This window comes from Rhizobium sp. HT1-10, assembly GCF_049472505.1.
Lineage (GTDB): Bacteria > Pseudomonadota > Alphaproteobacteria > Rhizobiales > Rhizobiaceae > Rhizobium.
The window spans coordinates 1-12,530 of the sequence record NZ_JBCEBQ010000017.1 but is presented as its reverse complement, the minus strand read 5'-3'; the positions used below and the strand labels follow the sequence as shown (position 1 = coordinate 12,530).

Below are 12,530 nucleotides of genomic sequence, written 5' to 3'. Positions count from 1 at the left end.
GCCACTGGACGGGCGGTTGTATTTCGTTTCAATAGGCGAGCAATAAGATCAACGGATGCCGAGCGACCATAGTTGGCCGCTTTTGCTTTCACGACACAGAGAATTTTATGAACAAAAGCCCCCATGCTGTCGACCTACAAGTCGGCGCCAATATTCGCTCACTCCGCCTTCGAAGCGGTATTTCCCAGGAACTATTGTCTGAACGGCTCGGTATAACATTCCAGCAGGTGCAGAAGTACGAGAAGGGTGCAAACAGGATCAGTGCGAGCCGGATGGTGATGGTTTGCCGAGCTCTTGGTTGCCGGATCGACGACCTGTTCGACGGCACAGAAGATGTCAGCCTCGGCTCGGGCGCGGACGTCGCCCTTCTTCCCTCTAGCGCGCGGCAGTCTCACGCCTCCATGAAGGCAGGCCAGTTACTAGAAGCACTCCCGCGCAAGCAGCGGGCTGCTGTGCTGTCGCTGCTCCGGGCGCTTGCCGTGTCTGGGCTGGCGGACGACGACGAGGATGAGCTGATCGACCCAAAATTGCCAGGTCGGTAATACGATCCGCTCAGCACAATCTTTGGCAGGTACGCTCCGCCTCGGGCTTTTATGCCTAACGACCGCAAGCAACTAAATGGCGCTGACTTCGCGCCAGCTGTTTGCGCCTAAGTCGGATAAGGCTATTGAGCGATATGCCTTTTCGTCGAGCCCGCCTTTAGGATATCCGTCGTCCCATCCTGAAATGCAGTGCCGGTCTGTTTGGCGTCTCTGGCGACACCCCGCGCCGTGTTTGCGCAGGATGACAATGACAAACAAGCGCTCACGAGCGCAATCGCAAAAATCTTCATCGTTGAACTCTCAAGCGGATCCAGGGAAACATTTGGGTCAGCAAGGACGTCTTTCAAGGGGAGCACTGACGATCGCCAGACACAGTTTTTGAGCCTAACGATAACGTGTGCTCGGCGTCTTATTGATCGGCTGGAAGCCTGCTGAACGGGGCGCTTTCGATAAACGCGCGCTTGAACTAGATGGATGGCCCGCCGGCTAAAGCGCTGAAAATTCTGGTTAAGAACGACGCCAATATACCTCAAGCTCAGGAGTTGGGTCGCCTGGACGAGAACTGCGCGACGGTGCGGGCGGGGGTTGAACCTACCGTCGACGATTAAACTAGGGGCTGCTAGCAGGGGACTCGCGCCATAGGGTGAAAAAATTTCGGCGCTCCGCTCGTGACCGAATCAAATGCTGCTTTGGTAGACCAAATAGAAAGCTAAAAACCACGCCAACGCTGTCGCAATTCCCAAAAGGACTAGCCACGATTTCAATTCTCCCTCCGCAACTTTTGACTTCGAAGATGCGGATACGACCCTGATTGGAAGATAGTTTCGGTACTCAGCCGTGAGCTAGCTTCCGGCCGGTGTTATTTCCATGTTCCGCCGGCCGAGGCCGTAGCGTGCGCCGCAGTTCCGAAACTTGTGATCGGCGTTGATGCTGCTCACATCGTGCATGGTGGGGTGAACAGATAGGTCGTCTGGACTACCAAAATTTAGCAACCTACATAGGCCCTACGGGGCCAGATATCCCTCCACCACCGACTTTGATTTTCGGCAGAAGTTCCTCGACGCTAGAGAGAACGCGTTCTTTTCGAGCGAATATCTCCAGTGTCTCCCGAGCAGCATCAATTGGGATTTTGCCAACGTAAGCTTCGTCGCACGCCTTGACCGCCATTTCGTAGGTCATGCCTTTTTCGGCGTCCGGCCACTCATCCAGAAAATCCATCGCATCTTCTAGATCGTTTATCTCACGGGTAATATTGCCTCTTTTCAAGTAAAGAGGCTTGTCAAACATCCTGCTAAGCATGAAGATCTCCCTGTGTGCAGTGTCGACGGTGCTATGGTGCCATGGCCTTTGCGATCCTGCAACGGGTCCGTGGGTACTTTTAACTGTGAGTGTCAGTCGGTTTGCTCGTGGCTTATAAGCCGTAATATCGATAAGGTGGTTAACGACCCAGAGAATGGCCATCGGTAAGAGTTCGGCGCATCTCGCGTCCGGACACCACATAGTCGTTTAGATGGCGTCCATGGCAAAACCACTGCGTGCGCTTTGTACGCCTGTTTTCAAATCCCCATTCGCCCCATTCTACGCATCCAGCGTACTCGCAGTAATACTCATACATTGATGGGGCTACGTTGCTCATCGGATCGCTCATTTTGATGCCCTTTTGCTCGCGACCAAGCGGTCCCACCGCAGAAACTCATGAGCCAGAGCCTGACGCCGAGCCCCTCGTTCCGCTAGTTCATTCGCCTTGCGCTCGGCCTATGTTGGACGCTTCGGCTTTTCTGGAGGCGGCATGGTCACTACCTCTTTTGGCTTCCTGCCTGGCGCTGGCTTCTTCTTTGCCGGTTGGAAGCGCACTCAACATTATCCGGCGAAAAGCCGAGGCTCGGATCGATGGGCTCCAGCCGGCGACGACTGGCCCAGATTGGCGTGCGGTCCCACATGTCCCGAACAAAGCGATCTTTCGACGAACGCCAGTGCTCGACTACAAAGTCGCCCGTGGCAATCATCCGTTCATATTGCTGAGTGAGAAACTTTGTCGGAAGGAACCCGACGCGAGCTAACCACCTTTATTGGCATGAACTGGATAACCCAGCGAGGTCAGTTTCATGCCAAGTCCACATGTCTCCATAGCTTGGAAGGATCCCAATGTATAAATTAGGCCGCGTTATCGACCATGTTCATTTGCGGGTTTCCGATTTAGAGGCGAGCCGCAATTTTTATAGGGCAATATGTAAAGCGCTCGGCTTGGAAGAAGCCTTTCAGGATGCGACCGACCACTTTGTCATCGATGAAATCTATGTCGATGCTGCAGATGACTACGTCTCTCGGATCCACCTCGCTTTTCAAGCGCGCTCGCAAGAAGATGTTGACACCTTCCACCGCCTCGCGCTCGAAGCCGGAGGCCAGTCGAACGGCGCCCCTGGTCTGAGGCCGTATCACGACAGTTACTATGCAGCTTTCGTACTTGATCCAGATGGCAATAACATCGAGGCCGTATGTGACGCTCCAACCGCGCGCAACGTCGATTCAGTAATCGTGGAGAGAACGTAAGGTGGGGATCATCGTATCGTCCACACGGGCGGGCTTGGCCTGTCACCGAAACATCCTCCCAGACCCAAACTTCACCGGCCAGGTTCGAATGAGAGACCAAGGGCAGGTGGTTCAATCCTACATCGCTTCAACTACCCGCGGTTACCGACTATTTTCCCCGCCGCGGTTGCTAGACACTTAACCACGGGCGTCTGGCGGAGTAACCGTCGGTATAGGACAGACTGCATGGCAGCCGCCAGGAGTTGATCACGATCGCGCATGCCTCGGTTGTAAAGGCTGGCGACGGATGCTGTCAGGCTTCCGATCGCGCCCAGGTCTTTAACGATACCTTTTGCTCGAGCAATCTCCTTGACGACGCCAGCACTCAGACGCGCATCTCCCTGCGAAATCGGTCCAGACGTCATTTGTCCTCGAGAAATGGCCTGCCCCACGAATGGGGCAGGCCACAGCTTAGTTAGAAGTCCATGCCGGCGCCAGCGGGTAGAGCCGGGGCGGCTTCCTTCTTCGGCTTCTCGGCGATCATCGCTTCGGTCGTCACCAGGAGGCCGGCGACCGAGGCCGCATCCTGCAGTGCGGTGCGAACCACTTTCGCTGGATCGATGACGCCCTGGGCATAAAGATCGCCGTATTCGCCGGTCTGGGCATTCCAGCCAAACGACAGATCGGTCTTTTCCCGGAGCTTGCCGACGATGATCGAACCTTCGGCCCCGGCATTCTCTGCGATCTGACGCACAGGCGCCTCGATCGCTCGGCGGACGATGTCGATCCCAACCCGCTGATCGTCGTTGGCTGTCGGCAGACCGTCCAAGGCCTTCACCGCGCGAAGCAGCGCCACGCCACCGCCAGGCAGGATACCTTCTTCGACGGCTGCGCGGGTCGCATGCAGGGCGTCATCGACGCGGTCCTTCTTTTCCTTAACCTCGACTTCGGTGGAGCCGCCGACACGAATGACGGCGACACCGCCAGCGAGTTTGGCGAGACGCTCCTGCAGCTTCTCTCGATCGTAGTCGGACGTCGTCTCCTCGATCTGCGCGCGAATCTGGGCCACGCGGCCATCAATTTCGCCCTTGGAACCGACGCCATCGATGATGGTGGTGTTTTCCTTTTCGATCGCCACCTTCTTGGCACGCCCGAGCATGTTGAGCGTGACGTTCTCCAGCTTGATGCCGACATCTTCGGAGATGACAGTCCCGCCGGTCAGGATGGCGATGTCTTCGAGCATGGCCTTGCGTCGATCGCCGAAGCCCGGAGCCTTGACGGCAGCGATCTTCAGGCCGCCACGAAGCTTGTTGACCACGAGCGTCGCCAGCGCTTCGCCTTCGACGTCTTCTGCGATGATCAGCAGCGGCTTGCCGGATTTCACAACGGCTTCCAAGACTGGAAGCATGGCCTGCAGGTTGGAGAGCTTCTTCTCGTGGATGAGGATGTAAGGTTCCTCGAGCTCGACCCGCATCTTGTCTTGGTTGGTCACGAAGTATGGGCTGAGATAGCCACGGTCGAACTGCATGCCTTCGACGACTTCCAGCTCGGTCTCAGCGGTCTTGGCTTCCTCGACGGTGATCACTCCTTCGTTGCCGACCTTTTCCATCGCTTCGGCCAGATACTTGCCGATCTCCTCGTCGCCATTGGCAGAGATGGTTCCGACCTGGGCGATCTCCGAATTGCTCGTAATTTTGCGGGCGTTGGCCTTCAACTCCTTGACCACGGCATCCACGGCGATATCGATGCCGCGCTTCAGGTCCATCGGGTTCATGCCCGACGCAACTGCCTTGGCGCCTTCCTTCACGATTGCCTGGGCGAGGACAGTTGCCGTCGTGGTGCCGTCGCCGGCCAGGTCATTCGTTTTCGACGCCACTTCGCGCAGCATCTGCGCGCCCATGTTCTCGAACTTGTCTTCCAGTTCGATTTCCTTGGCGACCGAAACGCCATCCTTGGTGATGCGCGGCGCGCCGAACGACTTGTCGATGACGACGTTGCGGCCCTTCGGACCAAGCGTTACTTTTACCGCATTGGCGAGGACGTCGACGCCACGCAGCATGCGTTCGCGGGCATCGGTGTTGAATTTGACTTCTTTCGCAGCCATTTGTTCACTCCTTCAATAGGCAGCTTTTTGACTGATGGGCGGCAGTGCGTGATTACGCAGCCTGCTTCTGCTCGGCCTGGGCTTCGATAATGCCCAGGACGTCGCTTTCCTTCATGATCAGCAGGTCTTCGCCGTTGATCTTGATCTCGGTGCCTGACCATTTGCCGAACAGGATGCGATCGCCGGCCTTGACGTCGAGCGCCTGGATTTGGCCGGCCTCGTTGCGAGCGCCAGTGCCGACGGCGATGACCTCGCCCTCCTGCGGCTTTTCCTTGGCGGTATGGGGAATAATGATGCCGCCCTTGGTCTTTTCCTGGGATTCGACCCGGCGGACGAGAATGCGATCGTGAAGTGGTCGGAACGACATGTTTTCCTCCATTGGACAAAAAAGATGACGCAAAATCCCCTGCCGGACTGGATGACCAGTCCGGGCGGGTGCAAACCTCAATCGAGCGTTCGCGGGCAAAATTTATTTTTGAGATTTTTCGATTTCAAGAGGGCTACTGAGAAAATTAGCACTCAGTAGTGGCGGCTGCTAACATTCTGTAAAGGAACAGAAAACCGATATTCTACGGTCGAAACGTGTTGATGGCGGCAAAGTTTTGCATCACCATCATCGTGTCACGAAACGGAGACGAAGTATGCAATTCTCATCGGATCTCGAACGCCAGCTCAATGGCTATGGTCTCACCACCGCGCATATCCTCTACCGCATTCCGGACTTTGAATCCGTGCTGCAAACGTATGTCTGGCAGGATTACGATCTCGCCCCGGACTTCCCTGAAATGCAAAAATTCCTGGATTTCTGGCAAACAAGCCTCGACGGGCCGCTGCACTCGGTTCGCTACAGCCACCAGCGCTTGATCGGGCCCAACGAATGGCGCCGTGTCGATGGCGAATTCAAACTGCACTGAGGCTTGAAACTGGCTTATTCACTTCCTAGCTCACCCGGCGATCGGGGCTTCACGAGCCCGATCGCTTTCCACGTCTGTATGGAGTGAGACCACATGGAAGAGAACATCAACATCATCAAGAGCGCCAGCATCCCGGAAAGGGAAGAGATCATCGTTGATTTCGCCCGATGGCTCGAGACCACCTCACAGGAGGCTCTCGTCTATGGTGAGGGGCGTTTCGCTGTGATTTCTGCCAATATGGCGGAAGCGATCCGTGTCAATGCCGATGAACTTGCTCGCGACAAGCCCGAGATGACGGAGCGGGTCTTGCAGCAAGCATCCGCGATGATATCGCAATTCAAGGCAGCCTATCCGCATCGGGTGATCAGCCGGTCTGTCCATTGAACAGGGGCGCTTTGCGGATGACCGACCGCGGCCGTACGTGCTCTACGAACATTTCGGTACAAGGCACGCTCAGGCGCCGACACTTAACCCTGACAGTGCGTCATTGATGTTTCGAGAAACCCAAATATAACGGCAAAGCATCTTTCGAGCGATGATGCGTGCGTTCAGTCGAGAAACGCGCTAACGATTTTTTGGAAGATGAAACATGCCGAAACGAAAAACGCCTGCGGTTGTCAGCACTGGCATTACTGGGTTGAACCAGATTCTTCGGGGCGGCCTTCCGGCGTCCAATCTCTATATGTTGCAGGGCGCGCCCGGGTCCGGCAAGACGACTGCAGCGCTGCAATTCCTTCGCGCCGGGGTGGAGGCAGGTGAAAGCTGCATCTACGTGACGCTCTCGCAGACCGCGGCAGAGCTCGAAGCGATCGCCATTTCACATGGCTGGACGCTGGATGGCATCCGGGTAGAGGAACTCTCTACCTCCGGCTCGGTCAGCGAGGCTGACGACCAGAGCATATTCCTGACCGCTGACCTACGGCTCGACGAGACGCGAAAGGCGATCGAGGCGGCCATCGAAGAACATAAGCCGCGGCGGCTGGTTTACGATTCACTCCTGGAAATCCGCTTGATCACCGGTGACTCCCCGAGGTTTCGTCGAGAATTGATCGGTTTCAAGTCGTTCCTGGCCAAGCGCAATGTCGTCGCCCTTCTTCTCGATACCCAGACGCCCGGGTATGACCGTAGCGGTGAGGAGGTAGAGGGGCTGGCCCATGGGGTGATCCGCCTCGATAAGGCGCTGGAGGAATATGGCGGTGTACGTCGGCGTGTCGAGATTTCCAAGATGCGCGGTGTTCCGGTCGCTGACGGGTATCACGACATGGCGATCCGCGAAGGCGAGGGGGTGGTTGTGTTTCCACGGATCACGCCAAGCACCGCGTCGGAAACCACTAAACCCCAACTGATTAAGTCCGGTGTCGCCGCACTCGATGACATGTTCGGTGGTGGCCAGGAGGCCGGAACCACGACGCTCGTCATCGGCCAGTCGGGCACCGGCAAATCGACCATGTCGTCGCTTTACGCGACCGCAGCTCTAGAACGGGGTGAGACGGTAGCGCTCTTCCTGTTTGAAGAGCGACTTGAAACATTCTTTCGTCGTTCCGAAGGTTTGGGCATGCAGCTCCGGCAATTTCACAAGGATGGCAAACTCATCCTGCGGGATTTCAATCCGAACGAAATCTCCCCCGGCGAATTTGGCCAGATCGTCCAGGACGCCGTTACGCGAAACGAGGCCCGCGTTGTCGTGATCGACAGCCTGACCGGCTACCTAAACTCGCTGCCGCATCGGGAAAAGGCGGTTCGCGATATTCAATCGCTGCTGAAATTCCTCGCTCGTTCCGGCGTGCTGACGATGTTGATCGTAGCCCAACATGGCCTGCTCGGCCAAAATGTCGGCATTGACGTCGATGTCAGCTTTCTCGGCGATACCGTGCTTTTGCTGAGAATCATGGAGCATGAAGGCCGTCTGCGCCGCAACATCACGGTTGTTAAAAAGCGCCACGGGCCGCATGACCTCAACGTTCAGGAACTGCTAATCGAAAGCGGTAGCGTCACCGTCGTCTCCTACAATCCTCTTCCTGACCGGAAATGAATGAGGCACCCGGCGAAAATGAGCTGGATTGGGTGCTCATCCTGGCCCCATTCCGTAGGGACGCCGACTATATTGCGGCCTCCCTACGAGAGCAGAATGTGGCTGTGCGGCACAGCGAAGGTGGCGAGGGCCTGTCCAATAATTTGTCGCTTTCGCCCGGCGTCATCATTATCACTCACGAAGCGTTGACCCCGCCGGTTGTCGCTATCATTGGCGACCATCTCGCATCGCAACCGGCTTGGTCGGAAGTCCCGGTCCTCGTCCTACTTGAGAAGACAGCGCCGATAGCGCGGATCCGTAGCCAGCTTGAAGGGTCCTGGCCGAGCGCTCGCCTGCTGTTTCACAGCCGGCCAATCGCGCGATTGGAGCTGGTCAACAGTATCCAGACAAACCTTCTCGTGCGGTTGCGCCAGAAACAGGTGCGTGATGCCATCGCGCGAGAGGTCGAGTTACGGTTGGAGCTCAATCATCGCATCAAGAATATTCTCGCGAGCGTGACCTCGATTTTCCAGATGACTCGGCGCGGCGCTTCGACCGTCGAAGAGCTCGCAGCAGACTTCACAGGCCGCCTTCATGCGTTGTCCGACGTCCATACCGCAGTCTTCGAGGCAGGCGGAGATGAAGTTTCCCTGTCCTCTGTCATCGCCGTGACCGTTGCGCCATATAACGGGGAGGGGTTGAGCCGGATCAACGTCAACGGCCCCGATGTCATCGTCAATCGGACTTCTGCGACGACAATCGCTCTCTGCCTTCACGAGTTGACGACCAACGCCATCAAATATGGTGCGCTGTCCCAACGCGACGGGAGTGTCGATGTCACATGGTCAGTCTCGGAGGAAGCATCGCCGGTCTTTTCGATAAACTGGGTTGAGACGGGCGGACCGGAAGTCGTTGAACCGACACGGAAGGGGTATGGCACGAAATATGTCGGCTCGGCCCTTGCATCGTTGTTGGGGACACCGCCCGCCATCACGTTCGATCGGGATGGGCTTCGATGCCGTGCCGCTGGTCCCCTGGCACGGCTTCAAGTTGGCGATTGAAAGCGGCGGATAAGGTGACAGAGCAATCCGTATCAATAAGCTGCTGAAAAACAATCTGAAACGATGGATCTATATCGCCCTACGATCGTTAACGACGTTCTGGTCTTTTATATAATTTAAGTGAACCACGATGGAGCTTGGGGATGCGCTACAACGGCGTAACGGTTCTTGTCGTCGAGGACGAGATTGTTGTGAGGATGGATATCGTCCAGTCGCTGGAGGACGGCGGTTTCAATGTGCTTGAAGCGTCGAACGCAGATGACGCAATTATCCTTCTCGAGGCCCATCCTGACGTTCGTTTGATGTTCACCGATATCGACATGCCCGGCAGTATGGACGGCTTGAAACTTGCAGCGGCGGTTAGGAATAGATGGCCGCCGATCCAGATTATCGTCACATCCGGCCATCGTGCGATAAGCGACGACAACCTTCCTGTGGTCGGGCGATTTTTTAGCAAGCCGTACGATCCGTCACGCGTCATCCATGCAATACACGAAATGATCTAAGGCAACGCGAGCGCTCAAGCCGTACCATTTGAAGCTTGCTCGCAGTCTTAGGAAGCGCCACGACTATAGATGGTCATGGTCGCTCCACCCGCTATCTAACGGAGCGATCATGATACAGTGGACGCCCGAGACTTTATAAGTCAGTTGTACCTGGCCCCCCAGCTGACCCGCCGACAGGGCGTGGATCAATCGGGTCCCGAAACCCTTCCGAGTGGATGGAATGACCTGCGGCCCGCCGCTCTCTTTCCAGGAGATAGTCAGCTGAGAGTCTGCGGGATAGATATTCCAGGACACTTCCACCTTTGCGGTAAGGACGCCCAAGGCGCCGTACCTTGCAGCATTGGTCGCAAACGGCGTGAAGGGAAACCGCCTCAGTCTACGACGTTCAATTTTTTGGCGCGCCTTTCGGGAGGCAACTGTCATTTAAGATACGGTGCTGTCGGCTGTCTCGTGCAAGGGCGACTTGCTCCGGCGTTCTGCTTACGACGATCCAGCCGCCTTTATCTCTGCAACTGGCCCGATGTCGATGACCCAATCGCTGGCCGCAGCGAGGGCAATAGCCGCTTATCAAGAACCACAGTTGCCGAAGTCGACCCACTTTGACTGGTTAGTAAAAGTAGTAGCCGGCGAACGGCTCGCATCACCGCTCCAAAAGACGGATGGGACGACGGTCGGCGCTGCTACTAAGTCTTCCAGCCTGTCACGGTCCGGAAAGGGCGCGGATTATTACGCGCTGAAGCAGCTAAAGCTGTGAAATATCGATGACGCGCTAGCTGGCGACAAGACAGCTCCACTCCGAATCCGCCTGTGGGGCAAGCAAATCAGCGATGGTCCGGAATGGAACCGGCTTACCGTAGCGGTATCCCTGGCCGAACGGACATCCCAGTTCGATGAGCGCCCGTTCCTGCTCCTCGGTCTCAATCCCCTCGGCGATCGTTTTGAGCCCCATTTCGTGACTTAAGCCAATCAACGCGCGAGTAATTGCCAGGTCCGACGTCTTAATGTTAATGTGCTGCACGAAGCCCCGGTCAATCTTGAGGGTTGTCAGCGGATAGCGCTGCAACGAGCTGAGCGAAGCGTATCCCGTGCCAAAGTCGTCAAAGGCAATGCCCACTCCCAGCTCACGAAGCGATGTCATCGCTTCAAATGAGTGACCATCATTTGCGAGCACGATGGTTTCCGTCACCTCTAGTTCGAGCCGCTCCGGCTTCAGCGAATGGCGCTGAAGAACGTTGGCGACCTTATGAATGAGATTGGCAGCGCGCAGCTGGCCAGGAAATAGGTTGACGCTCACCTTGATGTCATGCCCGTCCGCCTGCAAAGCGCCGGCGCGCGCGGCGGCTTGATCGAGCGTCCACCAGCCAATTTCCAGCGCGAGAGCGCTTTGGTCCAACGCCGGTAAAAACGCGCCTGGGGCAAGCAAACCCCGTTGCGGATGGTTCCAACGCAACAAAGCTTCGAGCCCGACGATCCGTCTGTCCAGAAGGTCGACCTGAGGCTGATAGAACAATTCCAGTTCTCCGCCCCGGAGCGCCCGAAGAAGCTCGTCGCGAAGCTCTCGGCGGGCAGCGGTTTCGCTGCGCATCGTCGCATCGTAAATTCGAATGACATTTCCGCCTTCGGCTTTTGCTCTGTACAATGCGAAATCCGCACTGGCGATCAGCTCCTCAGCCTCTTTTCCGTGAGCTGGAGCAAAGGCTATCCCGATACTGGCCCCAAGCTCCAGCACGTGGCCTCCCACATCGAAGGGCTTGCGGAATGCTTCAAAAATGGCTTGCGCCTGGGCGTGGGCTTCAAGAGGGTCATTGACCCCGTGTAGGAGCACGGCAAACTCATCGCCTCCGATGCGAGCAATCTCTGCATTTCGGCCGAGCAAGTAGGGAAGGCGAACGCCGATCGCCTGTAGAAGGCAGTCACCAACCAAATGCCCGTGGGTGTCGTTAACCTCTTTGAACCCATCCAGGTCGAGGAGAATGATGGAAGCCGCGCTACTCGAAGCAAAGCATTCCGTAAGAACGGTAGAAAACCGATGACGGTTTGAAAGGCCCGTCAATGTGTCCTGACTGGCCAGTCGCAGCAGCCTACTTTCCCTTTCCCGTCGATCGCTGATATCGGTAATGACGGCGCCTGCGCAAAACCCGTGCTTGCCATTCCAAACAGAAAGGGTGATTTCGATGGGAAATTCCGTGCCGTCTTTTTTCAGGGCGAAGACCTCGACCGGCCGTCCGCCGAGGTGAGGAGCCTGCCCACCTGCCACTTTCTGCAGACCTGCCATATGGGCACCTCGCATCCGCTCAGGGATGATGATCATGATCGGCTGCCCGATCATCTCGGACTGCCTGTAGCCGAATAACTTGCATGCAGACGGATTGACGAACTCTATGTCGCCCTTGCTGTCGATCGACACCAGAGACAGGTTCGTCGCCTCTGCAAACTTTGCGACGGTGAAAGCTAGGTGCCTGTTGGCTTTCGAGAGATGTGTGTCCGGCATTGGTGCGAATGGCCCCAGGTGAGCTGTAATCAGGACTTATACGGCGTCTTTCTGAAGCCGACTCTTTGGGCTTCCCAAAGCGTGGTGAATCTGAATCTCTTGTGCAAAGCGGAGGTTTCGGATGCGAACAGGAATTTCACTGAGGGCAGATTTTGATGCTGAAGGCCTTCGGCGTCTGGCCCGTCAGAGCAAGCATGCAGCTCAGGCGCGCCGTCTTTTGGCGCTCGCCGCGATCTATGATGGAGGCTCGCGCTCGGATGCTGCACGTCTGGGCAACGTCACGCTCCAGATCGTGCGTGACTGGGTCCTGCGTTTCAACGAACGTGGTCCTGCAGGACTGATCGATGGCAAGGCTCCGGGCCCAAAATCACT

Annotated in this window: 12 protein-coding genes; 8 read left to right on the top strand and 4 right to left on the bottom strand. The window is 56.6% G+C overall.

Annotated elements, in window-relative coordinates; genetic code table 11:
* Window positions 1-107: 107 nt before the first annotated feature.
* A complete protein-coding gene (locus tag VH564_RS24580) occupies window positions 108-542 on the top strand; it encodes a helix-turn-helix domain-containing protein (RefSeq protein WP_423342474.1) in 435 nt (144 codons plus the stop codon).
* A gap of 993 nt (window positions 543-1,535) precedes the next feature.
* Here VH564_RS24580 and VH564_RS24575 read toward each other — a convergent pair.
* Entirely contained in the window at window positions 1,536-1,841 is a 306-nt protein-coding gene (locus VH564_RS24575) for a DUF982 domain-containing protein (RefSeq protein WP_423342473.1), read from the bottom strand.
* An 846-nt stretch (window positions 1,842-2,687) separates the two neighbouring features.
* On the opposite strand from VH564_RS24575, the gene VH564_RS24570 reads away from it, so the two are divergent.
* Entirely contained in the window at window positions 2,688-3,092 is a 405-nt protein-coding gene (locus VH564_RS24570) for a VOC family protein (RefSeq protein WP_423342472.1), read from the top strand.
* Window positions 3,093-3,546: 454 nt separating this feature from the next.
* Here VH564_RS24570 and groL read toward each other — a convergent pair whose 3' ends face one another.
* Together groL and groES are read right to left on the bottom strand one after the other, a co-directional pair.
* A complete protein-coding gene (gene groL / locus VH564_RS24565; protein ID WP_423342471.1) occupies window positions 3,547-5,175 on the bottom strand; it encodes a chaperonin GroEL in 1,629 nt (542 codons plus the stop codon).
* A gap of 52 nt (window positions 5,176-5,227) precedes the next feature.
* Window positions 5,228-5,542 (bottom strand): co-chaperone GroES, encoded by a 315-nt coding sequence (gene groES, locus VH564_RS24560; RefSeq protein ID WP_423342470.1) that lies wholly within the window; start codon window positions 5,540-5,542, stop codon window positions 5,228-5,230.
* A gap of 274 nt (window positions 5,543-5,816) precedes the next feature.
* Between groES and VH564_RS24555 the strand changes: the two genes are divergently transcribed.
* The 5 genes from VH564_RS24555 (at window position 5,817) to VH564_RS24535 (ending at window position 9,667) form a co-directional block, all read left to right on the top strand.
* Window positions 5,817-6,089: an usg protein gene (locus tag VH564_RS24555; RefSeq protein WP_423342469.1), complete on the top strand. Its 273-nt coding sequence runs from the start codon at window positions 5,817-5,819 to the stop codon at window positions 6,087-6,089.
* Between the two features lie 93 nt (window positions 6,090-6,182).
* Window positions 6,183-6,473, top strand: a complete 291-nt coding sequence (locus VH564_RS24550) for a hypothetical protein (RefSeq protein ID WP_423342468.1) — start codon at window positions 6,183-6,185, stop codon at window positions 6,471-6,473.
* A 205-nt stretch (window positions 6,474-6,678) separates the two neighbouring features.
* Window positions 6,679-8,121, top strand: a complete 1,443-nt coding sequence (locus tag VH564_RS24545) for an ATPase domain-containing protein (RefSeq protein ID WP_423342467.1) — start codon at window positions 6,679-6,681, stop codon at window positions 8,119-8,121.
* On the top strand, window positions 8,118-9,161 hold the full coding sequence (locus VH564_RS24540) for a sensor histidine kinase (RefSeq protein ID WP_423342466.1): 1,044 nt from the start codon (window positions 8,118-8,120) through the stop codon (window positions 9,159-9,161). Before VH564_RS24545 ends, VH564_RS24540 begins: the two co-directional genes overlap by 4 nt.
* A 143-nt stretch (window positions 9,162-9,304) precedes the next feature.
* Complete coding sequence (locus tag VH564_RS24535; RefSeq protein WP_423342465.1) at window positions 9,305-9,667, top strand: response regulator; 363 nt, start codon at window positions 9,305-9,307, stop codon at window positions 9,665-9,667.
* A gap of 769 nt (window positions 9,668-10,436) precedes the next feature.
* On the opposite strand, the gene VH564_RS24530 is transcribed toward VH564_RS24535, so the two are convergent.
* Window positions 10,437-12,158, bottom strand: a complete 1,722-nt coding sequence (locus VH564_RS24530; RefSeq protein ID WP_423342464.1) for a putative bifunctional diguanylate cyclase/phosphodiesterase — start codon at window positions 12,156-12,158, stop codon at window positions 10,437-10,439.
* 121 nt (window positions 12,159-12,279) lie between these two features.
* On the opposite strand from VH564_RS24530, the gene VH564_RS24525 reads away from it, so the two are divergent.
* The coding region (locus tag VH564_RS24525; protein WP_423342463.1) for a helix-turn-helix domain-containing protein at window positions 12,280-12,530 on the top strand (251 nt) is incomplete at its 3' end.